Origin of the sequence: Streptomyces diastaticus subsp. diastaticus (assembly GCF_011170125.1) — a bacterium.
Lineage (GTDB): Bacteria > Actinomycetota > Actinomycetes > Streptomycetales > Streptomycetaceae > Streptomyces > Streptomyces diastaticus.
This window is the reverse complement of record NZ_BLLN01000003.1, coordinates 2,101,489-2,123,017: the sequence shown is the minus strand read 5'-3', so window position 1 is coordinate 2,123,017 and position 21,529 is coordinate 2,101,489. Positions and strand designations below refer to the sequence as shown.

Below are 21,529 nucleotides of genomic sequence, written 5' to 3'. Positions count from 1 at the left end.
CGAAGTCCGCATCGAAAAAAATTGCGCAGCGTTGCCCGGGAGCAACACTGAGGAGTCGAGATTCGGTCAGGTTCTGCACGGTGCGTGCCTAGATGATCACGCTAAGGAACTCTCTGGCCTGCTGTTTTGAGCGCCCCTGACGGGGTGGCAGCTTCCGTCAACAGAGGCGGGAATCGGACATGGTTCACATAGAGGGTGACGGACGTCACATGCCGGAGCCGGGCCTGATCGCCTCGAACGCCACACCGGCTGGACGGTCGAGAGAGGCCTGCTGACGGGGAGGGCTTGGCGCGGGATGCCACAGACTCGCCCTTGGGCCACCGGCACCGGGTCGGAGCGCTGTCTGCGGTCCCCTCAGCGAAAGGTTGGCCCAGTAATCTGGCCGACGCACGGTCACGTGATGCGCCGGACCGCGAGGATGTCGCCGTTGGACGTGATGCTGGCGACCTCGATGACCTTTCCGGGGGCGGGCGCGTGGACGACCAGGCCGTCGCCGAGGGCCAGGGCGACGTGTTGGGGGCTGGCGGGGTTGCCTCCGCCGCTGAACACCAGGTCCCCTGCTCGTACGGCCCCGGCGGGCACGGCTTTGCCCTCGTTGACCTGGGTGTAGGTGGTGCGGGAGAGGGAGACGCCGGCGACTCCGTAGGCGCGCTGCATCAGGGAGGAGCAGTCGCAGCGGTCGCGCGGTTCTGCGCCGCGCGGGTTCGTGCAGCTGCCGCCCCATTGGTAGGCGCCGCCGAGCTGCTGGAGAGCCCACTCGATGGCCACCCGGGCCTGGGGGGTGGTGCCGCGCGGAACCGTGTAACCGTCCGGCAGTTTGCCCTGCGGATCGGCGACGGGGCCGACGGCGGTCTGGCTGGCGCAGGCGCGGCCACCGACGGCGGTGGTGGCGCTGCTTCCCAGGGTGGGGGCGATGGCCTCCTGCAGGGCGGTGGCGAGCGGTTCGTGCTTTGCGTACGCATCGGGGTAGGCACTGCGTTGCACGGCCTGGGCAGCTTCGGTGACGGGCATCTGCTCCCAGCCGTCGATCTTCTGGAGGCCTTCGTAGAATTTCTGGGAGGCGTAGACGGGGTCGAGGATCTGCGCGGGGGTGCCCCAGCCCATCGAGGGGCGCTGCTGGAAGACGCCGAGGCTGTCGCGGTCCCCGTAGGGCAGGTTGCGCAGGTTGCTCTCCTGGAGGGCGGTGGCCAGGGCGACGACCTGTCCGTGGGCGGAGATGCCCATCTGGGCGCCGGTGGCGATCACGGCCTGGGCGATGGGCACCTGCTCCTCGGCCAGGGGCAGTCCGGGTACGTCGATGTCGGCGTCGGCGTTGTCCAGGAGCGCCCGGACCTGCTCGGCGGTGACGGCCGCACCGTCTCCCCCGGCGGGGACGCAGCGGCGTTTTTGCTGCTGCTCCCACGCGGCGGCCTGGGCGACGCTGGCGTTGTGGCCCGCGACGGCGCCGGCGACCGTGACCGCCGCCCCGAGGAGGAGCAGGGTGGCGACGGTCGGCACCCAGGGCCTGACGAGGCGTCTGGTCATCAGGGCTCTTTCTTATTCCGGGAGAGTCCGAACCTGCGGGGCTTGGTGGCCTTGCTCGTGCTGGTCTTGCTGCCGGGCTTCCTGTTCTTGGGTTGGGTGCTCGGCTTCCGGGGCGGCACCGCGCGGTTCTTCGCTCGGTGCAGGCGGGTGCGCAGGCGCTGCTGCTTGGCGGAGCTGGGCGAGGTCCGGGAGTGGGGCGGGCGGTTTCGCCGGCGTGCCGGCGCTGTGGAGGTGGTGCTGGTGGACGAGGCGGTGCTCGTGGTGCTGGGCGGGGGCGTGGCGGTGGAGGGCCGTTGGGCTTTGCGCCATGCGCGGCGCTGGGAGCGGGAGAGCGCGGGGGCCTTCGCGCCGCCGTTCTTGCCGCTCAGGCGGGACATGAGGGCGGTGGAGCCGATGGTCCTGGGCATCGCGTAGCTCAGGGCGACGCCGGGCCTGCCCCGGGCGAGTGCGGCGACGGCGAAGGTGCCGCGGACGGCGCCGCGGACGGCGGCCCGGCCGATCTGCCGGTCGTCGTCGCCCCCGGGGCCGGAGCCGTGCCGGGAGACCACCCGGTTGACGGCGCGGTTCGTCCGCTGTGCCAGCGACTTGCGCTTGACGAAAGCGGCGAGGCAGATGATGTCCACGGCGAGGAAGCGCAGGGTGAGTTCGTTGCCCCAGTCGGTCTGGGCGGGGTCCAGGACGGCCTGCAGGACGAGGATGAGCAGAGCGAGGCTGGCGACGGAGACGACCATGGTGGCGAGGTGGCGCAGGACGGCGGCGGCCCAGTCCCGCAGGATGGTGCGACCGATTCCGGGGACCGTGCCGGCGACGAGGCAGGGTTCGGCGCGGACCGCGTCCCAGGCGATGCGGACCTGGGCGGTCAGGAAGCTGGCTCCGATGCGGGTGATGAGTGCGGTCACGATGCCGGCGGCGATGAACAAGAAGAGGGCGCCGCCGAGCTTGTCGAGGCTTGCTTCCTTGGCGGCGGCGACGTCGCCTTCGATGCACTGGTCCTCGAAGTCCTCCATGGGCGTGTCGCCGAAGAGGCCGCTCACCACGTTCATGGCCATGTCGATGTGCCAGTCGCCGACGGCGGAGAGCGTGTCGTCGGGGGTGACGTAGTCGGCGAGGTGGGTGGTCTTCTTCATGCGCGCGGTCTGGGCGGCGAGCTGACGGTCGAAGACCAGCTGGCGCAGGCGGTAGTCGGCGTAGAGCTGTTCACATTCGCCGTCGAAGACGCGTCCGTACGTCAGCAGCATCGCGGGCTTGACGATGAAGGCGTCGGTGAGGGCGTCGGTCAGCGGGCGGGCGACGGTGAAGCTGGTCGCCTCGGTGGTGGTGTCCTTGCCGTCGGCCCAGGGAGCGGTGGGCGAGGAGTCAAGGATGACGTCGGCGATCTCCAAGGACAGGCCCCGGGCGGCCGCGACGGCGCCGGTCTCCTCCCCCAGCAGCAGCTGGGGCGGTGAGGCGAGGAGCGTGGTGGTGAGGGCGGCGAGGATCAGGGAGACGACGGCGTCGGCGATGCCGCGAGCCCGGTTGCCGAAGAAGATCCGCGCCGCGCACACGAACGCGCACACGGCGAGGAAGAGAGCTGGGAGGCCCATCTCCATGATGACGCGGGCGTGGAGGGACTCCGCGACGGCCAGGACCGGGCCGAGCAGCAGCTTGGCGAGGCCGAAGGAGAGCGCCCAGCCGATGAGCCAGCAACTGAACGCGATCACCCACTTGGTGACGGTGAAGAGGAACTCTGTGCCCAGATTGAGCAGGCCGAGGTCCCAGCGGGTGAACCCGCCGGTGTCGCCCTTCACGCGGTAGACGCTGATCGGCAGGTTGTTCACGTCGGTGACGTTGAAGACGCCCAGGACGCCGCCCTCGTCGGGCAAGGCCTTGCGGAGCTTCTCGGCCTCGGCCTCCATAGCCGCCTGCTGCTCGGCCTTGGAGCGGGTCTCCGCCTGCGCGTCGAGGATCTCCTGAATCTCCGCCAGCTCCTCCTCGGTGGGCGTCGAGGGCGTGGCGGGGGCCGGCGCGGTCGGGGTGGGGCTGGGCGAGGGCGGATCAGCGTGCGCGGGCAGCGACGTGAACAGGGTGATGAGGGTGGCGGCCAGGACGGCGGTCAGCAGGGCTGCGCGCAGCCGGGTCCACCCCAGGAGCCGGTAGGAGGCACGGGTCATGCCGTGTCCGAGGGGGTGGTGTGGATGACGTCCATCACCGTCGGGTCGTGCGGGATGACCACGCGCATCAGCCCGATGCGGCCGGACAGGTCCCGGTAGAGGGCCTCGCCGGCGCGGGCACGCCGCTCCTCTTCGGGGAGGTCGATCGGGGAGAGGCTGCTGACGAGGTCCAGGAGGTCGGGGTCGGTGTCGTCGGCGCCGAGGAAGGCCAGGCTGCGGGCGGCGAGCGAGCGGGTGGTCTGCCGGAAGACCAGGCGGTGCGGGATGAGTCCGCGGATGATGTGACCCTTTTCGGCGTCGGACGGGCCGATGTCGTCCGCGTCGTGGCTGCCGACGTAGGCGGCGGCGCGGTGCTTACGCCCGTCGCGCAGCAGTTCCAGGAGCAGCTCGGTGCCCTCCTCGGAGGAGGTCAGCCACCACGCCTCGTCCCAGACCGCGACGGCGAACTCGTCCTTGCTGGCCATGGTCGTCTCGCGGGCGACGGCGGCGATCAGGTACATCAGGGCGCGGCCGAAGACCTTCTCGAACTCCAGGCGCTCGATGCGGTGCTCGGAGGCGAGTTCGGACTTCTTGGGCAGGGCGAGGCTGGCGACGCAGAAGATGACGGCGTCCGCTCCGTGGGTGTCGGCGACGGGGAGGGTGTCGTCGAAGACGGCGGCGGCCAGGTCCTTGCCCGCGACGGCCTTGAGCTTGCGGGCGAGGGTGTGGGAGGCGGTGTCGGTGGCGCCTCGGCGGGCGAGTTCATCGGTGAGGCGGCTCATCGAGGGGTTCGGCTGGGCCAGGACGGCGGCGACGGCCTCGGAGAGCGCGACGCCCTCGAGGTCCATGGGCCGTACGCCGAGTAGCAGGGTGAGGAAGGACTCGGTGTAGCGGGCGGCCTTCTTGGCGCCGTCCCCGCCGTAGAGGCGCAAAGGGTCGAGGCTGATGGCTGCGGTCTGGTCGATGCGCAGGACCTGGGTGCTGCCGGGGCAGGCTTCGGTGAAGCGCACCCATTCCTCGTCCTTGGTGCGGTCGACGATGACGGCGCGGCCGCGGGAGCGCGGGTTGCTGCGGGAGCGGCCGCGGGCGAGGACGTTGTAGACGGCCGTCTTGAGGCCGACGGACTTGCCGGCGCCGAGCTCGCCGATGAACGCCATGGAGCCGGAGGCGTTCTCGCGGGGGCCGCGGTCGGCGTCGAGGAGGACGGGGCGGGCGCCGCCGGAGGCGAGCTGGAGGCCGAAGAAGGCGCCGCGGTCGTCGCCGAGCTGGCTGCCGCACCAGGGCATGGCGAGGGCGAAGTCGCGGGCCAGGAGGTGCTGGACGTATCCGATGGCGGCACGGGGGGTGCGGTAGCCGGGGAGCATCGCTTCCCACAGCTCCCGCTGGGCGCCCATTGGGCGGGCGAAGGTGTAGTCGGTGGCGCCGAAGTCGGAGGCGAGCTGCTTGGCGCGGCCCTGTGCTTCCTCGGGGGTGTCTCCCCAGACGGCGAGGGTGACCATGGCCTGGATGGCGACTTCCTGGGCGTTCTGGGCGAGGCTCGAGGCGTAGTCGACGACGTCGTCCTCGTGGTCGCCGGAGGTGGCCACCGGGCTGGTGGGGTCGGTGGTCTCCTCGTCGGCCTGGGCGCGCAGGCGCCTTGCGCGGCGGCGGATCTTCCCGCTGGCGAGGTGACCGGGGACGATCTTGAGGCGGGCGGACCAGTCGACGGGGTAGGCGAGGTCGTCGAGCTGCTGGAGGTAGGCGGCGCCGGGCAGGGCGAAGCGGGCGGGCATCTCGGACAGGGCGAGCAGGGCCTGGTAGGAGTCGCCCCATTCGCTGCTGACCTGGAGGTAGCGGCGGCGTGTGGGGTCGGCGGCCCGGGCCCGGCTGTCGTGGATGCCGCCTTCGGCCAGGAGGAGGTCGCCGTGGGCGGCGGCGGTGCGGCCGAGGGTGCGGACCTGCTGCTCGTCGGTGGGCAGGAACGGCTCCTCGAGGCCCCTGCGCGCGGAGTGGCCGTAGACCCACAGGATTTCGGCCTCGGTCGCGGGCCGCATGGAGATGCCGGTGGGCCAGGAGGCGTGCAGGGCGTCGGCCTGCTCGCGGCGCTGGACGACTTCGCCGGTGGGGATCGGCGCGGGGACCAGGCCGAGGGTCTGGGAGAGGCCGGCCGAGGCGGCGGACAGTGTGCTGCGGATCTGGTCCGCCCGGGACAGCGGCGGCAGAGGCAGGGCGAGCCAGTCGGTGCGGCCGTTCAGCTCCATGTCGTCGAGCTCGTCGAGGACGGCGTGGCCGAGGGCCTCATAGCGGGGGCTGCGGTCCAGGTCGACGTCGGCGACCATCGCGCGGACCACGGTCGTCGGGTCGACCTGGGGGCAGAGGCTGAGCAGCATCGGCTCGCCGCGCAGGGCCCGGAAGAGGCCGGCCAGGGCGCGCAGGCGGCGCTTGCGGGCGGCGGCGGGGGCGTAGGAGAAGTTGCCCGCGTCGACACGCCAGATGGCCCAGGTGGTGCCATGAGTGGTCCACAGGAGGTGACCGCTGATGTAGCGGACGGGCAGGCTCACGGCTTCTCCAGAGAGCGTCGGGCCAGCAGCGCCTGCACCCCGGAGGCGACGGGCTGGGAGGCTGCTGGAATAGGGGCGGGGAGGGGCGTTCGGGGTATGGAAGGGCTTGGTGGTGTGCCGGGGGCCGGGGCGAGCTGGGTGCGGGCCCGCAGTCGGCGTGGGCGGGGCGGGCGCCAGGCCTTGTCGTGAAGCCGGCCGTGGGCGGGGCCGGTCAGGAGCAGAGCGATGCTGAACAGCGCCGACAGCGGGTTGCGGCCGTCGATGTGGACGTGGCGCAGCGCCAGGGCGGCGCCGAAGGGCACACCCAGGACGACGAGAGCGTCGACGAGGCCGTGCCCGCCCCAGGTGTCCCGGGTGGCGATGAGGGCGGCCAGGAGGATGCCCAGGGTGAGGAGCTGGGTGGTGGAGTAGGGACCGCCCGGGATACGCAGGGGTGGGCGGCCGGGCCCGCCGGGCACGGAGCCGTGCACGGTCGGGGCGCGCATGCCCCGCGTGTAGGAGCGGCCGACGAAGTCCTCGTCGACCTCGTGCTCGGGCTCGCTGCTCATTGGTCGCCGATGACGGTGGAGCCGCCCTCGTAGTTGTTGATGTCCTCGCCGATCTTCCCGGCGTTGCCCTCCATGTCCAGGGCCAGCCCGACGACAACGGTGGCGAGGATCGCCGCGAGGATCGTGGGGCCGGGGGCCTTGGACCTCCACCCGGCCCAGATGATGAAGACGAGGCCGAGCACGGGGACACCCACCACGAGCAGAAGCGTCTTGACGTCGGTGCCCATCAGGTTGAGCGACTCGATCCAGCCGGCGGACAGGTTCACGGAGTCCATAGGGGGTTCCTCTTCGGTCAGGGGGACGACGGTGCGGGGGCGGGGCGGGCCTCGGGGGCGCCGTCGAGGGAGGCGATCTCCCAGCGGCCCGCGCGGGTCTTGAGGGTCAGGGCGTAGGTGAGGGGCAGCGTGGTGCCGTCGGCGGCCCGGGCGCGGACGCTGACCAGCAGCCGCTGGACGGTTCCGTCCGGCGGGACACCTGTCGCATCGGCGGGGCCGTCGGCGGCGAGGCTGGTGAGGTCGACGGCGGTATAGGGGGCCGGGGCGATGCGCGTGAGGCGGGTCCGGGGGGCGAGGTAGCGGTCGAGGTCCCCGTCGCCGGCCAGGTACGCGGCGAGGAAGGAGCGGATCGTCTTCACCCGGGGGTCGCGGTCGTGCGGGGGCTGGGGAGTTCCGTAGACGGTGTGGGGACTGTCGACCGTGCCGGGGCCGGCGACTTCGGCGGGAAGGGACATCGCTACGTAGCCGGTGGAGCCGTCCGCCCGGGGCGCGGAAGCGACGGGCACCTGGAAGTAGCGCACGCTCTCCCCCTGCGGCGGCCCGGCGTCGGCGCCGGTGTCGGGGCCCGGGGAGTCGCTGTCCTTGCCCTTCACGTCGTCGTTCTCGACGGGCGGGGAAGGTGGCTGGAGGCGGGCGGCGACGGTGACCGACCAAATGCCGGGGCCGGTCTGGCGCAGCCGGGTCACCGTGAGCTGACTGGGTGTGAGGCGGCCGCGCGAGCCCTCGAGCCGCAGGGTGGCGGCGCCGGGGTAGTAGGCGGCCAGCCGGCCCTCGTCGCCCTTCCCGGCGAGGAGGTACTCGGAGGCGTAGAGGGTCGCGAAGCCCGCCGCGCCCTGGGCGCCGGTGCCGGGCGGGGGCTGATGGTCGGTGCTCGGTGTGTCGGTGGGGCGGGTGAGGAAGGTGCCGAGGGAGAGCAGGATGCTGCCACAGATCGCCGCCCAGGCGACCCAGCGGACGAGCGTGGTCGTGTTGGCCTGCGCGCCGGTGCTCCAGCCGCCCAGCTCGTGGGCGTCGTCCCGCGCATCGGTCGTCGGTTCGTTCCCGGCCTCGGGGGCGGGCTCGGGGGTGGGCTGCTTGCTGAGGATCTTCATCGCTCGCCTCGCAGGGTGTGGCCGACGAGCTTGGCGATCCTGGCCTTCTGCTCGGACTCGGTGCGGGCTTCGAGAGCGACGAGCGCAGCGAGGGCGCGCTGAAGGCCGGCGCTGTCGAGGACCTCGCGGATCCGCGTGTGCGTGTCACGGTCCAGAGGGGACAGCACGAGCTCGGCGCCGAGGCCGATCAATATGCGGTGGAAGTGGGTGGCGTGGGCCTCGTCGGGCTCAGGGGCGGCGGCCATACCAATCTCCTTTCAGGGGATCAGGCGGCGGTCCGCAGCGAGGCCCTCAGGCGGCCCACGGCCCGGGAGCGGCGGCGCTGCCAGGCCCCCGCGCTCACACCGGCGCGGACCCCGGCCTCGGCGTCGGGGACCGGGGTGCCGGTGTAGTGCCAGGCGATGGCCTGGGCGTCGGCGGCCGTGAGGGCGCCGCTGTCCATGGCGTCGAGCAGGAGAGCCAGCAGGTCCAGCCGAGCCTCGCTCACGGCGACGGCATCGTGGTCCGGGGCGTCGAGGTCGGCGGCCGCGGCGAGCGCGCGGACCTCGGCCGCCTCGGCCGCCGCGAGCAGGCCCGGGCCGGGAGCCGGCAGCATCTCGGCGGCCGCCAGGTCATCACCGAGGAGTTCACGGTCGGCGCTCAGCTCCGCGCAGAGGTGACGCAGAGTGTCCAGAGCGAGGTTGGCGGCGGGCCGTCCGGGGCGAGGGTGGATGGTGCCGGAGCGGGCGACCGACCACAGCGCGGCGACCGTCATGTGGCCGACGTCCTCGAACGACCGGCCACCGAACGGCCGGACCTGTCCGCGCGCCATCCGGACGGCGGCCGGGATCATCGCCTGCACCACGATGCGGGCGGCGAGGGTGGCCGACCGGTCACGTCCGGCGGCACGCCGCAGCAGCGCGCGCAGCACCGCGTCGGCCAGGTCGTCGCCGAGCCGGCCGGCGCCCGGCCGCAGCGCGGCCAGCAGCTGGGCGGGGCCCAGGCGCCGTGCCCACGCATCGGCCACGCCTGCGTCGGCCACGGTGGCGACCGAGTCGGCCAGCTGGTCGGCCATCAGCCAGTCGGCCACGGCGGCCTGGACATCGGGGTCGGCACACAGCCGGGCCCAGTCCGCGTCGAGCTGGCTGAAGACGCCGCCCGCGAGTCGAGAGATCGTCGGGGAGGTCATGGCACTCCTTCGAGGAGGGGTTGGTGCCATGAACTGTCCTCAGCCAGGCTTACCCAAAGGCTTGCCGAGACCACAGAAAGCACAGGTAGAAGGCTTGCCGATCTACGGGGCAAGCCTTCTTGGCCGGTTCGGCAAGCCAGTTCGAGCGGTGGGCAAGCCGTACGCGGCCGGGCCGGGCAACCTCGGCAAGCCCTCTCGTACGACGGCGGCGCCGAGCCGCCTGACGCCTCTCCTGGGTGGGCGGCACCGTGCCGGACGTGCTCTCGGCGGTCGGCGTACCGGCCACGGATCGGCCATGGCCGATGGCCGCATCGGCACAAGCTGGCCGGCTAAACCCACTCGGAGGATCGGCCATCGGTCACCAGCCACCGGTCACCGGCCACGCTCGGCGGCACGGCGACGTGGCCCCTGGCACGCGTGTGGCCGATGACCGGATCGGTCATCGGCCACACGGCGGTGAGGGGGCCGGTCAGCTGCGCACGGGCCGCAGGTGCGCTCGCGGCTGCTGCTGGCGTACCTCCTGGAGGTACGCGGCTGCCTTGTCCAGGCGGCGCTGGCCGGTCCGCGCGGACAGCTCCAGCCGCCGCGCGACCTCCGCGCCGGAAAGCTTCTCTCCTGTCTTCTCGGCCTCGGCCAGCCAGCCGGCCACAGTCACAATCTGTTGCTGAACCGGGTCCTGTGCAGCGTCATCTGAGAGAGGGGCCGGGACCCGGGCCGCCACCGAGCCAGCTTCCGCGGCCGACGATTCCCACAGCGGCTCTGCGCCGTACCCACGGCCCGGCTCAACGCCCGGGGCGTCCTGGACGGTCTGGCGAGATACCTGCGGAAGCTGAGGATCCACGTGCTGGGCGGCCACGGGGACCGGGGCGCTCCTCACTGGTCCGGCGGCACCACTCGAGCTGGTCGACGTCGCAGACCGGGCCCGCCCGGGCGACCCCGGCGCGGTGCGGGAGGTTGGCACCGGGACTGCCGGCCGCGCCCCCTCGGCCTCGTCCAGGCGCCGGGCGACGTTCCTCGGGGGCGCGGCCACAGCGGGGCTGTCGCCTGACTCCGGGCTCGGCGCACCTTCGCCGGGGAGGGCTTGCGGATCGGCCGCAACCACCTCGGCGAGCTCCGGCTCTTGCGGTGCGTGCGGCTGCTGCTCCTCGTACGCCTCGCTGTCCTGGCCGGCCCATCGCGCGTGAGAGTGCGGGTCGTACGTGCCCTCGTACTGCCCGGGGCCCTGCTGCCCGGCGAACCACGGGCTGCCCTCCGGCGGGGGCGCCTGCCGCTCCTGCGGTGCCTCGGCGGCGGGGCGGTCCGCGGGCTGCTTCTCCAGGGAGGTGGCAGGCGCGGGGGCCGGGGCCGTCTCCGGGACCGGCCGGTCGGCGCGCTCCAGTTCCTGGCGGGCGGGTGCGGGGGCCGCCGGGAGCAGGGCCGGTTCGATGCCGGCGGCGGCGAGGCCGGCCGGGGCCGTCTCGGCGAGCGGGACGCCGTACCGGGCCAGGCGCAGCGGCATCAGCGACTCCACCGGGGCCTTGCGGCGCCAGGCGCGGCCGAAGCGGGAGCGCAACCGGGCCTGGTAGACGAGACGTTCCTGCTCCAGCTTGATGACCTGCTCGTAGGAGCGCAGCTCCCACAGCTTCATCCGGCGCCACAGCAGGAAGGTCGGCAGCGGGGAGAGCAGCCAGCGGGTGATCCGCACGCCCTCCATGTGCTTGTCGGCGGTGATGTCCGCGATCCGGCCGATGGCGTGCCGGGCGGCCTCCACCGCGACGACGAACAGCACCGGGATCACCGCGTGCATCCCCACGCCGAGCGGGTCGGGCCAGGCGGCGGCGCCGTTGAACGCGATGGTGGCCGCCGTGAGCAGCCACGCCGTCTGACGCAGCATCGGGAACGGGATGCGCATCCAGGTCAGCAGCAGATCGAGGGCGAGCAGCACGCAGATACCCGCGTCGATGCCGATCGGGAAGAAGTACGAGAAGGTGCCGAACCCCTTCTGCAGGGCGAGTTCACGCACCGCCGTGTACGACCCGGCGAAACCGATGGCCGCGATGACCACCGCACCGGCCACGACCACCCCGATCAGCGCACGGTGTGCCCCCGTCAGCTTCGGGGCCTGCTCCCTCTCCTCCACGGCCTCTCCTTCGATCTTGCGTTCGCATACACCCTGTCACGGACGGTGACGCGTGGGCGGGGAGGGGCCAGAGTGAAGGGAGATCGTCAACGAATCGAGACTCGCTCGCACGTCAGATCGCACGTCAGGCGGCCATGTCCTTGAACCGGCTCATGTGGAGCTGCGCGGCGACGGTGATCGTGGCCTTGGCTCCTCCTCGGTGCTTAGCGAAGACCAGGTCGGTCTCGCCAGCGCGGGCCGATTCGGGCTCGTAGGCGTCCTCGCGGTGGATCAGGACGACGATGTCGGCGTCCTGCTCCAGGGCCCCGCTCTCACGCAGGTCGGAGAGCTGCGGCTTACGGTCGGTACGCTGCTCCGGCCCTCGGTTGAGCTGGCACAGAGCGATGACGGGGACCTGCAGCTCCTTGGCCATGAGCTTGATGTTCCGCGAGATCTCGGTGACTTCTTCCTGCCGCGAGTCCGGGCGGCGCCCGCCGTGGCGCATGAGCTGGACGTAGTCGACGACGACCAGGCCCAGGCCGTGGCGCTGCTTGATCCGGCGGGCCTTGGCCCGGGCCTCCATGATCGTCAAGCTTTCGGTGTCGTCGATGAACAAGGGAGCCTTCTGGATGGCCGGCATGCGCCGGGCCAGGCGGTCCCAGTCGCCGTCGGTCATCTGGCCGGAGGTGATGTGCTGCAGGCTGATGCCGGCCTCGGCGGCGAAGACCTTGTCCATCAGCTCCTGGCGGCCCATCTCCAGGGAGAAGAACAGGGCGGGCACGGTGTTCTTGACGGAGACGTGCCGGGCGATGTCGAGGGCCAGGGTGCTCTTCCCGAGGCTGGGCCGGCCCGCGACGATGACCATCTGGCCGGGCAACAGCCCCGACGTCAGGCTGTCCACGTCGGTGAATCCGGTGGCAAGCCCGCGCAGCCCCTTGGTGAGGGAGCGCTCCTCAATGGCGGCGAGGCCCTCGAGCGCGGTCTGCGACAGCGGCAGCACGTCCGTGTCGCCACCATGGTCGACGACCGAGAGCAGCGCGGACTGGGCCCGGTCGGCGACTTCGGCGGGGTCGCCTTCGCAGGCGAACCCCCACTGAAGGATCCGCGTCCCGGCATCCACCAGGCCGCGGAAGACGGCGCGGTCGCGGACGATGGTGGCGTAGTGCTCGGCGTGGCTGGCGCTGGGCACCTGCTGGACCAGGTCGTGGAGGTAGGGGGCGCCACCGACGCGGTCCAGGTCTCCGGACCGCGTCAGCTCGGCGGTCAGGGTGATGGGGTCGACCGGCTCGTCGCGGCCGTACATGTCCAGGATGGCCAGGTAGATCGTGGCGTGGGCCGGCCGGTAGAAGTCGGACGGGCCCTCGAGGACCTCGGCGGCGTCTCCGATGGCGTCCTTCGACAGGATCATGCAACCCAGGACGGTCCGCTCGGCGGCGATGTCCTGCGGCGGCATCCGCTCCAAGGCCGAGACGCTGGGGCCGTCCGGGCCGGCGGCCGGATACTGGACGGCCAGCTGGCGGTTACTCACGGTGGTGGCTCCTTACTGAGATAGGGGGCGGTGCGGCGACGGGCGCTACTTCTTCTTCGCCGACGGCGTGGTCCGCAGAGCGGCGGGGTGACAGCGCGGACAGCGGACCAGGTCGTCCTCGCCGACGTCGAGCAGCCGCTCCATGAGGCTCAGCGGCCGCTCGCCCCGGTTGCAGATGCCGCACCACGCCGGCGTCCCGCCCGCCGAGGAGGCGACGGCGACGTCGCCGCGGGTGGTGAGGAAGACGCTGCTGCGCCGCTCCAGCTGCTCGATCCGGTGCCGCAGGACCGCGCGGTGGTTGTCCGGGGCCTTCTTGCCCTCCTCGGTACGGCAGAGCCACAGCGCGAGCGACGCGTCCAGGTCCCAGCCCGTCTCGGCAATAGCCTCGGCCAGCTCGGCGCCCAGCTCCCGGGCCTGCTTGCGGCCCACAGCCCAGGGCCGCTTGAGATCCATGAGCCACTCGGCGGCGGCCTGGACCTGCACGCTGCTGACGCCCGAAGTACCCGGCTCCTGATCACCAGGCACGGCCGGCGCCTTCGGGCTGGAGGTGGAGCCTCCTCCTCCCCCTGGGGGGTGTGGGGGGAGAGCCACGCCGCTTCCCCGGACGGCGGACGCGGCGCGACCTGGGGGAATGGGCGGGCGACCGCGTCCCGGGACGCCGGAACCGGTGATACCACGTCCGGCGTTCCGGGATGCGGCGCCACCTGCGGTTTTCGTGTCTGCCTTCTCCGCTTCCGCCGTTCCGGGAAGCGGGGCGCCGGCGTGCGGGAACGCGGGGTCCTCGGTGGGGTCCCAGGGCTCCGAGGGCGGCGCGTACTCCGGGTTGTAGGCGGGCTGGCGGTACACCTCGTAACGGGTCCGGCCGAACCGGCCGGGCCCGCCGCCCTCGCTCGTCCGACGGATGAACCGGGCGTCGATGATCCGGTTGAACGCCGCGTACACCGCGTCCCGCCCGACAAGCTCCGAGCTGTTCTTGGCCGAGCGGATGCCCTCGGCCTGGAGGTCGCGCCAGATGTCCCTCGGGGTGAACGGCTCGGACGTCTCCAGGCGGAAAAGGGCGTGAAGCAACACCAGGTAGTCGAGCGGATGGGTCAGGCCGGAGCCGTAGACCATGTGCCGCAGGACAGTGGTCGCGGGCGCCGGCTCGGCACCACGAACGACGAACCCGGCCTCGTCAAGGTTCTGCAGCGGCGCCGAGCGAGGCGCCTCGACATCGCTCACAACGAGCTCCCCCCGCCGGACGGGACCAGTCGCGTGGCGGACGGCCTCGTGGCCAGCCTCTTGTCGTACGGCGTCAGCGCCGGTCCGCAGTCGTGCACGGCACACCTCCTCGGGAACGGATGTGCCCCTCACTCTCCACACGCCCACTTGCCGAAAGGCTTGCCCAACCCACGAAGAGACCAGGTGGAAGGCTTGCCCAGACCTCTGACTGCTCGGCAAGCCTGATGATTCAGCCGCATTTGATCGACTTTCGGGCAGTCGCCCGCCCGAGCACCCCAAGTTGTTACTGCTGAAGTGGTGGAAGAATTCGAGTTCAACTGCTGGCGGTGCTGGGAGATCAACGTGATCCGGGGACGCCCCAAAGGGTTCTGGACCACCACGCACTACGAACTGCCAGGAGAGTGGACCTGCTGGTCCTGCCACGCCCGACGACTGATCCCCAGGCCCGGGGTTCCCCTCCCGGGCGGTTGCGATCCTCGGCCATCCCGGAGGGCGACCGCCGGCCGACCGCTGGCTCCCCGACGCCGTACGCCAGGGAAAGGGAGCACCCCCGCAGGCGCGGGGCCGACAGAAGCTCTCCAGGACGACGCCTGCCGAGCCGAGGAGCACCCCCGCAGGCGCGGGGCCGACCGCGTGCAGGCCGTGTGGCAGGCATGGCACGGAGGAGCACCCCCGCAGGCGCGGGGCCGACACCAGGTGACGACGGCGTCCCCGGACGAGTTGGGGAGCACCCCCGCAGGCGCGGGGCCGACTCCAGGTCGGCCTTGCCGTCCCGCGGGTCCCAGGGAGCACCCCCGCAGGCGCGGGGCCGACTGAGCAACAGCGGTCTGGCGGCGGGCCGGGGTGGGAGCACCCCGCAGGCGCGGGGCCGACACGCCCGGCCGCGCCAGGGTCAACCCCTCCCGCGGAGCACCCCCGCAGGCGCGGGGCCGACACGGTGAACGCGGCCGAGGCGGCGCGCTGCCACGGAGCACCCCCGCAGGCGCGGGGCCGACGACTTGACCTGCCGCAGCCACTCCCCCTCAGCCGGAGCACCCCCGCAGGCGCGGGGCCGACCCTGAAGAGCGCGCCCTTGAGTCCCTCCATCACGGAGCACCCCCGCAGGCGCGGGGCCGACCTCCACCGCCACCCGCAGGCCGCGCGGGCACTGGGAGCACCCCCGCAGGCGCGGGGCCGACCCGCCGGTGTCGTTGCCCGCGCCGGGGACCCGCGGAGCACCCCCGCAGGCGCGGGGCCGACCGGCGGCGCGGCGCAGCTCTTCTTCGGTGGCCAGGAGCACCCCCGCAGACGCGGGGCCGACCCGGGGAACTCCACTCCCCCGGGGCTCTCGCCGGGAGCACCCCCGCAGGCGCGGGGCCGACCGCTTGTTGCGACGTGATGAACGTTCCCATGCGGGAGCACCCCCGCAGGCGCGGGGCCGACGGTGGGCACCCCCCAGACGGCCGACTGACGGCCGGAGCACCCCCGCAGGCGCGGGGCCGACAAGATCATCGTTGGCGGGGCCGCCCTGATCGGAGGAGCACCCCCGCAGGCGCGGGGCCGACGGTGTGGTGGGGGCCGCGGACGTGCCCTGGGGGGGAGCACCCTCGCAGGCGCGGGGCCGACCATGGACCAGGCCCTCATCGGCGATGTCCTGGAGGAGCACCCCCGCAGGCGCGGGGCCGACGGCAGCGTGGGCACGGTGGCGGTGGCTCACCAGGGAGCACCCCCGCAGGCGCGGGGCCGACGACGGGTCGGAGTCGGGGATCAGCCGGTAGGGGGGAGCACCCCCGCAGGCGCGGGGCCGACGAATAGAGCTTCATCATCACAGGGGCTCCCCAGGGAGCACCCCCGCAGGCGCGGGGCCGACACGACCCTTCCCCTCATCCGTACCGCCGCCGAGGGAGCACCCCCGCAGGCGCGGGGCCGACAGCTCTGTGGCCTGTGTGGCGCTGATCTGCGCGGGAGCACCCCCGCAGGCGCGGGGCCGACGACCGGTACGCCAGCCCCGGCCGCACCAGGCAGGGAGCACCCCCGCAGGCGCGGGGCCGACGCCGGTGGGGGCAAGCCCCCGGGCGCCCGCGGCGGAGCACCCCCGCAGGCGCGGGGCCGACAGGCCCCCGTCGAATTCGGCGGGGGCCTTTCGCGGAGCACCCCCGCAGGCGCGGGGCCGACCTGATGTGATCTCAGCACAGATCTGGGCTGGTGGGAGCACCCCCGCAGGCGCGGGGCCGACCTCCGAGAGCAAGAAAAGGGGCCCGGACCTTGCGGAGCACCCCCGCAGGCGCGGGGCCGACTTGAGCCGGGCGGAGACCCACGGCCGGGAGAGCGGAGCACCCCCGCAGGCGCGGGGCCGACACTTGCTGACCTGCGGCGTTATCTGAGCGGTCTGCCGTTCTCATTTAGTTGCATTGCGGTGTACCGATCAGTTTCGGCTCTGTCGATCTTGTGTATGTGCTGGCCTTCGAGCGGAGAGGATAAGCCCTTCATAGTCGACGGGCCGCCAGCGGTTACGGCCGGCAGTACGGACGGCCCAGCGTTGTTCGTTGGTGGAGGGTTCGACAAGGACGGCTTGACCGTCGCCGATGCGGTTGGTGAGGAGTTCCCAGAGACGGTCGCGGATTCGTCGGCTGGGGTTGCCGACGAAGACTCCAGCATTGACTTCGACCATCCAGCGGGTGAGGTGGCCGCGTAGGCCTTCTGGAGCCGCGATCAAGATGATGACGGTCATGGCTGTTGTCCCGGGAGCGGGGCTTGGTCTTTGAGTTCTGGTCCGACGATGGCGATGTGCTGTTCTCCGAGTGCAGCTGGCGAGAGGTCAAGGTGTGAGCGGGTGGCCGGATGAGTGTCTTGTGCGGACCAGTTGGTGCCTGCGGCGACTGTGCCGACGTGTTCGTCCCAGAGAGCGCTGGTCTCTGGCGTGTCGAAGTCGGTACCGGGGGGATTGAGGAGGGCTTTGATGGCGGTGACGATGCGTGAGAGGAGTTTGGTGTCGGCGATGCGGTCACGCAGAGCTACGCGCGCATCGCGTTCTTCCGTGAGGCCTTGGGCGGCGAGGTCGAAGGCGAGTGGCAGGGTGTATTCGGCTTTGTAGAGGTCGGCTACGTCGAGGATGAAGGAGATGGCGGAGCCGGTGTGGACGAAGCCGAGGCCGGGGCTGGCGCCGAGGCCGACGATGACAGCGTGGCAGATGCCGTACAGGGCGGTGTTGGCTGCGGAGAAGAGGCGGTTGACGTCGTCGCCGGCGGCGAAGGCGTCGCCGGTTTTGTAGACGCGGCCGTTCCATGGCACGCCGGTGCGGCGGGAGTGTTCTTGGTAGAGCTCTTTGAAGCGGGTGCCCTCTTTGCCTCGTAGCTGCTGCATGGTCGCTTTGGTGACGTCTTCGCCGGGGAAGCGCATGGCGTACATGGCGCGGGCGACGTTGAGGCGTTCCTTGGGGCGGGTGACGAGCCATGCCTGGCGGTGGAGGAGGCCGGAGCTGCGGCTGGGGCCGAGGCCTGCGGCGTAGAGGCGTACGCCTTGTTCCCCGACCCAGCACACGGCGGTGCCGGAGTCGGCGAGCAGGCGTATTGCTCCGTGGGTGACGCGAGTGCCGGGCCCGAGGAGGACGACGGCGATCATTGCGGCGGGGATGCGGACGTTCTCGCGCCGGTTGATGACGAGGACGGCGTTGTCTTCACGGTCGACGTGGCTGCGTTCGATGTAGACGCTGGACACGCGGTCGGTGAGACGGTGCAGGTCGTGCGGGTCGGCTTTCCACCAGATGTCGGCCATGGTTCAGGTCTGCTGTCCGGGCAGCGGGGCGAGGGTGAGCAGGCCGCAGCCGTAGGCGCGGGACGGGCCGAGGCCGGTGAGGAGGCTGGTGGTGAAGCGGTCGGTGTCGGTGATGCGCAGGCGGCCTTCGAAGGTTGCGCTGCGGAAGACGACGTGCGCTCCGTGTCCGTTCTTCTGGAAGGAATGGCGGTGGCGGGCGGTGATGCGGACTTCGTAGGGAGGGTTGGGGTCGGGGCCGGGTGGCGAGGTGGGGTGAGGGGCGGTGGGGGGTGCGGGGGTGTGGATGCCGGGGGCGGTGGGATCGGAGCGGGTGGCTGGGATGTCGAAGCCCCAGCGGTCGGTGCGGGTGAGGAACCAGTCGAGTTGGGCGGCTGCTGTGCGGTGGCCCATGCGGAAGCCGCGGATGCGTTTGCCGTCTTCGGCGTGGGCGGTCAGGCGGGCGGCCTGGGAGGGTGTCGCCTTCGTGGGGGTAGCGGTGTTCTGGACGGGGCTGGCGGTGAGGCGGAAGGCGAATTCGCGGCCGACGGCCAGCTGACTGAGAAGGGGGGTGTAGTCGCGGACGGCGGCATGGTCACCGTCCGCGTCCGGCCATCCGCAGTCCTGGATGATGTGCGTCCAGTCAGGGCGTGTCGGGCTGAGGACGAAGAGGTGGGGCCGGTGGGGGTTATCGGGGTCCATCCGCCACAGGACCCGGTCGTCGGGCTTGTGGTTGGGCAGGCCGCCCATGACGGCGCCGTGTACGGCACGGGGGTTGGAGAGCAGTTTCCTGCTGTCCTTGCGGAGGGGGTTGATGCGGATGCGGGAGAGGTAGGTCATGGTGATCACCAGCCCAGCAGGGCGAAAGGGTCGTGGTCGGGGTCGTCGGCCTGGCCGTGGGGCTGGTCGTCGTCGATGTGGTCGAAGCCGGTGGGGATGGCCAGCCAGGCGTGGCGGACTTGGCGGCTGGTGAAGGCGCGCTGGTGGGGATCGAAGGAAACGGGTGCGTCCTGCAGGCGGTCGTCACCGCGGGGGTCTTCGATGGTGGCTGCGCAATCGATGGTGCCTGCGTGAAGAGGCTGGTGGAGGCCGCGTTCTCGGCCCAGGCGGCGGGCGTACTGCTCGCGGGTGTGGGCGGATGCCTGCCAGGGCTCGCTGCGCAGGGCGGTTTCCATGTCAGTGGTGCGCAGGCCGAGGCTGAGGGGTTGGGTCGGTGGGCAGGAGCGGCGTCCCAGTGCGAGCGGGAAGGCAGGGTTGCGTACCGCCCTGTCCAGGGTGGTGAGGAGGCCAGGGGGGCCATCGAGGGCGGCGACGAATACCGCGTCCTGGAGATAGAAGCGGGTGGTGACGTGAGTGTGCTTGGCCGGTGAGGTGGGCTTCTGGATGCCTTTCGCCGAGACACCTGCCTGCGGCAGGGGGCGCCCTCGGTAGTCGCTGACGGTGTGGTAGTCGCGCAGCAGGGTTCCTGGTTGATCAACGCGAATCCCGAGGGTCAGGTCCGCCAGCTCTCCCAGGGGTTGTTCCCGGGGGTGGCCTGCCGCTGCCGCCAGCAGGCCGATGACGCCGGACTTGGTGGGTTCCGCGCCGGTGTCGCGGCGGTTGAAGGAACTGCGTACGCCCCAGGACTGCAGGGGGCCGGCGAGGCGGAGCAGCAGCACGGTCGGTTCGTCGCTGCCGTGGGACGGGTGCGTGTTGCCGGCGGGCTCAGGGGCGGGGGTGGTCACTGCGCGGCCTGCTTGGGCTTGAGGGCTCCGGCCAGGTGGGTGTGCAGGCCTTCGAGGAGAGCGGAGAAGGGGATGGGGGGGCCGAACGCGCTGTTGAGGGCGGCGGTGGGCTTCTGGTGGTCGGTGAACACGTGGGTGGCGGCTGCGAAGGCCGGAGCGTCGCCCCATGCGACGGTAGCGCGTGTGTGTTCCTCGGCGAGCCTGGCGGCGGAGGCGGCGGCGATGCCCGAGGGGGCGGCCACCGGTTGTTCGAAGGCGGAGACGAGGTTGACGGGCTGGTCTTCACGGACGACGACGGCGACGAGGCTGGGCAGGGTGCGGTGGGCGAAGGAGTTCTGGTAGCCGGTGGGCATAGAGCGGGCGAAGGACGTGGCGAACTCGCTGATGGCGGTGAGGGCCGCTTCCTCGTCGGTGAGATTGTCCAGAAGCTGGTGGAGGCCGACGGAGGCGTAGCGGTAAAGGGTGGCGGAGTTGAAGCCGATGGTGCCGATCATGCCGGCACCGGTCTCCTCGTCGGTCTGCTCATCGTCGACGGCCGTGAAGTAGTCGAACTCGAGCTCCACGGCGTGGGTGGACAAGGCGTGGGCGACCTGCGCCGCGGCGTCGACCTTGAGAGCGGGGATGTCCGCGACCATGCGCCCGAAGAGGGCGACGTCGATGGGGTGGCCCGTGCTGAACTGCTCACGAACCGGGAGCTCCTTCACCCGGGAAGCGAGGTCGGCGTCGCTCAGCGCGGACAGTTCGGTTGCCTGGTCGGCGACGAGGGCGGCTACGGCATCGAGCTGGCGCCGGCCGTAGAAGAGGAGGTAGGCCGACTCGTCCTTCTTCTTGCCCCCGCTCAGCTCCAGCGGCGCCAACAGCGCGTCGGCCAGGCGCAGCGCTGCCGGGCGGTCCAGGCCGGCGCGCTTTTCGATGTCCTCGGCGAGGGCGCCGAGGATCCTGCGGGTGCGGGTGGCGAGGTCCTGCTCGGGTACCCGCTCGGCGAAGTGGGTTCGGGTGGCACGCTTCCACGCCTGGGAGGAGACACGGGAGCGGCGGACACCGCCGTAGTAGGCCTCCTTGGGGTTGCCCTGGTCGTCCCTGTTGAGGTTGGCCGGGGGGACCGTCTGCAGGATGTGGAAGTCGACGTACGTGCGCGGCGGGCGGGCGGCGGGCTGAGACATGGAGAGTCCTTACTCAGAGTGTGGTTGGTGCCGCACAAGCGGCATGAACAGCCAGGGCGCGTGAGCGCTTCGGCGGTGGTCACGGGCCCGGCTCAGCAGGCGAGGTGGGCTAGGAGCCTTCGAGGGGCGGGGCTTCGTCGGGCTGGCGATCGCGGCCGTGGTAGCCAAGACCCCACCCGCGGCGGACCCGGGAGCGTCCGTCGGGAAAGTGCCAGCGCAGGAGGTCATGCATCAGCTGGTCGTAGTCCAGGGGCTGCCCGATGGAACGCAACTGCGTCACCAGTGCGCGGAGCCGGTAGGCGAAGGCCGCAGCCGAGGTCGCACCGACGGCCTGCGCCACGCGCCGGTCGGTCGCCTCTTCGCTGTACCGCTGGTGCAGGGCGCGCAGGGCCCTGCCGGTGCGGACACCCTGCCGGTGCATCGGCTGCTCCTGGCTTTGCTGATGCAGCCCGTACAGGGCGAGCGCGGCGTGTTCGGCCTCCAGCTCGGGGGTGACGCGGCCGTCGGTGGGTGTCGTGTAGTACGGCCACAGGCGGGGTTCGGTGAATGCCTTTTTTCCCAGGCCGGCTCTCAGCGCGCTGAGGTCCTCCCCGGGCGGTCGCAGGGATTCCCCGGCGCGTGTTCGCCACTGGCCTTGCTCGTCTGCCCGGCCGCTCCAGTAGGGCCTGGGCAGGGAGGAACCTCTCTGGCCGGGGACGGGAGCGGACAAGGGTGAGGTGGACACAGGTGTCCCCCCTTTCTTCGGGTTGCTGAGGGTGAGCGCTTCGACGCCGGGACGCGCGCCGGCCGGG

17 protein-coding genes and 1 CRISPR repeat array are annotated in these 21,529 nt (G+C 71.9%); all 17 genes read right to left on the bottom strand.

Annotated elements, in window-relative coordinates; translation table 11 throughout:
• Positions 1-393 precede the first annotated feature (393 nt).
• Positions 394-1,524, bottom strand: coding sequence for a C40 family peptidase (locus Sdia_RS17325; protein ID WP_185393889.1), 1,131 nt, complete (start codon positions 1,522-1,524; stop codon positions 394-396).
• Positions 1,524-3,674 carry a hypothetical protein gene (locus Sdia_RS17320; protein ID WP_189501102.1) on the bottom strand — a complete coding sequence of 717 codons (2,151 nt, stop codon included), beginning with the start codon at positions 3,672-3,674 and terminating at the stop codon, positions 1,524-1,526. The genes Sdia_RS17325 and Sdia_RS17320 overlap by 1 nt, the downstream gene beginning before the upstream one ends.
• A complete protein-coding gene (locus Sdia_RS17315; protein ID WP_189501104.1) occupies positions 3,671-6,193 on the bottom strand; it encodes an ATP-binding protein in 2,523 nt (840 codons plus the stop codon). The genes Sdia_RS17320 and Sdia_RS17315 overlap by 4 nt, the downstream gene beginning before the upstream one ends.
• Positions 6,190-6,741 (bottom strand): hypothetical protein, encoded by a 552-nt coding sequence (locus Sdia_RS17310; RefSeq protein ID WP_185393886.1) that lies wholly within the window; start codon positions 6,739-6,741, stop codon positions 6,190-6,192. The genes Sdia_RS17315 and Sdia_RS17310 overlap by 4 nt, the downstream gene beginning before the upstream one ends.
• A complete protein-coding gene (locus Sdia_RS17305; RefSeq protein ID WP_010636383.1) occupies positions 6,738-7,016 on the bottom strand; it encodes a hypothetical protein in 279 nt (92 codons plus the stop codon). The genes Sdia_RS17310 and Sdia_RS17305 overlap by 4 nt, the downstream gene beginning before the upstream one ends.
• 17 nt (positions 7,017-7,033) lie before the next feature.
• Positions 7,034-8,107 (bottom strand): conjugal transfer protein, encoded by a 1,074-nt coding sequence (locus Sdia_RS17300; protein WP_189501106.1) that lies wholly within the window; start codon positions 8,105-8,107, stop codon positions 7,034-7,036.
• Positions 8,104-8,352: a hypothetical protein gene (locus Sdia_RS17295; RefSeq protein ID WP_010636385.1), complete on the bottom strand. Its 249-nt coding sequence runs from the start codon at positions 8,350-8,352 to the stop codon at positions 8,104-8,106. Before Sdia_RS17295 ends, Sdia_RS17300 begins: the two co-directional genes overlap by 4 nt.
• Before the next feature lie 20 nt (positions 8,353-8,372).
• Complete coding sequence (locus Sdia_RS17290) at positions 8,373-9,275, bottom strand: hypothetical protein (protein WP_189501108.1); 903 nt, start codon at positions 9,273-9,275, stop codon at positions 8,373-8,375.
• A 469-nt stretch (positions 9,276-9,744) separates the two neighbouring features.
• A complete protein-coding gene (locus Sdia_RS17285) occupies positions 9,745-11,394 on the bottom strand; it encodes a DUF2637 domain-containing protein (protein WP_191835352.1) in 1,650 nt (549 codons plus the stop codon).
• Positions 11,395-11,518: 124 nt separating this feature from the next.
• Entirely contained in the window at positions 11,519-12,901 is a 1,383-nt protein-coding gene (gene dnaB, locus Sdia_RS17280; RefSeq protein WP_189500917.1) for a replicative DNA helicase, read from the bottom strand.
• A 45-nt stretch (positions 12,902-12,946) separates the two neighbouring features.
• Positions 12,947-14,122, bottom strand: coding sequence for a hypothetical protein (locus Sdia_RS17275; RefSeq protein ID WP_189500915.1), 1,176 nt, complete (start codon positions 14,120-14,122; stop codon positions 12,947-12,949).
• Between the two features lie 541 nt (positions 14,123-14,663).
• Positions 14,664-16,459: direct repeats of the CRISPR family, unit length 28 nt; unit sequence GGAGCACCCCCGCAGGCGCGGGGCCGAC.
• Between the two features lie 67 nt (positions 16,460-16,526).
• Positions 16,527-16,832 (bottom strand): type I-E CRISPR-associated endoribonuclease Cas2e, encoded by a 306-nt coding sequence (gene cas2e / locus Sdia_RS17270; RefSeq protein ID WP_189500914.1) that lies wholly within the window; start codon positions 16,830-16,832, stop codon positions 16,527-16,529.
• On the bottom strand, positions 16,829-17,875 hold the full coding sequence (gene cas1e, locus Sdia_RS17265) for a type I-E CRISPR-associated endonuclease Cas1e (RefSeq protein ID WP_189500912.1): 1,047 nt from the start codon (positions 17,873-17,875) through the stop codon (positions 16,829-16,831). Before cas1e ends, cas2e begins: the two co-directional genes overlap by 4 nt.
• A gap of 3 nt (positions 17,876-17,878) precedes the next feature.
• Complete coding sequence (cas6e, locus tag Sdia_RS17260; RefSeq protein ID WP_037788190.1) at positions 17,879-18,691, bottom strand: type I-E CRISPR-associated protein Cas6/Cse3/CasE; 813 nt, start codon at positions 18,689-18,691, stop codon at positions 17,879-17,881.
• A gap of 5 nt (positions 18,692-18,696) precedes the next feature.
• Complete coding sequence (gene cas5e, locus Sdia_RS17255; protein WP_189500910.1) at positions 18,697-19,575, bottom strand: type I-E CRISPR-associated protein Cas5/CasD; 879 nt, start codon at positions 19,573-19,575, stop codon at positions 18,697-18,699.
• The gene (cas7e, locus tag Sdia_RS17250; RefSeq protein ID WP_189500908.1) at positions 19,572-20,738 is read right to left on the bottom strand and encodes a type I-E CRISPR-associated protein Cas7/Cse4/CasC; all 1,167 of its coding nucleotides are present in this window, start codon (positions 20,736-20,738) and stop codon (positions 19,572-19,574) included. The genes cas5e and cas7e overlap by 4 nt, the downstream gene beginning before the upstream one ends.
• 109 nt (positions 20,739-20,847) lie before the next feature.
• Positions 20,848-21,462, bottom strand: a complete 615-nt coding sequence (casB, locus tag Sdia_RS17245) for a type I-E CRISPR-associated protein Cse2/CasB (protein ID WP_189500906.1) — start codon at positions 21,460-21,462, stop codon at positions 20,848-20,850.
• Positions 21,463-21,529: the final 67 nt, after the last annotated feature.

What these genes read in the sequence shown, in the direction of transcription:
- Sdia_RS17290 (WP_189501108.1), bottom strand. Translation starts at nt 9,275, where the DNA reads ATGACCTCCCCGACGATCTCTCGACTCGCGGGCGGCGTCTTCAGCCAG.
- cas6e (WP_037788190.1), bottom strand. Translation starts at nt 18,691, where the DNA reads ATGACCTACCTCTCCCGCATCCGCATCAACCCCCTCCGCAAGGACAGC.
- Sdia_RS17325 (WP_185393889.1), bottom strand. Translation starts at nt 1,524, where the DNA reads ATGACCAGACGCCTCGTCAGGCCCTGGGTGCCGACCGTCGCCACCCTG.
- cas1e (WP_189500912.1), bottom strand. Translation starts at nt 17,875, where the DNA reads ATGGCCGACATCTGGTGGAAAGCCGACCCGCACGACCTGCACCGTCTC.
- cas2e (WP_189500914.1), bottom strand. Translation starts at nt 16,832, where the DNA reads ATGACCGTCATCATCTTGATCGCGGCTCCAGAAGGCCTACGCGGCCAC.
- Sdia_RS17320 (WP_189501102.1), bottom strand. Translation starts at nt 3,674, where the DNA reads ATGACCCGTGCCTCCTACCGGCTCCTGGGGTGGACCCGGCTGCGCGCA.
- Sdia_RS17310 (WP_185393886.1), bottom strand. Translation starts at nt 6,741, where the DNA reads ATGAGCAGCGAGCCCGAGCACGAGGTCGACGAGGACTTCGTCGGCCGC.
- Sdia_RS17295 (WP_010636385.1), bottom strand. Translation starts at nt 8,352, where the DNA reads ATGGCCGCCGCCCCTGAGCCCGACGAGGCCCACGCCACCCACTTCCAC.
- cas7e (WP_189500908.1), bottom strand. Translation starts at nt 20,738, where the DNA reads ATGTCTCAGCCCGCCGCCCGCCCGCCGCGCACGTACGTCGACTTCCAC.
- Sdia_RS17300 (WP_189501106.1), bottom strand. Translation starts at nt 8,107, where the DNA reads ATGAAGATCCTCAGCAAGCAGCCCACCCCCGAGCCCGCCCCCGAGGCC.
- Sdia_RS17305 (WP_010636383.1), bottom strand. Translation starts at nt 7,016, where the DNA reads ATGGACTCCGTGAACCTGTCCGCCGGCTGGATCGAGTCGCTCAACCTG.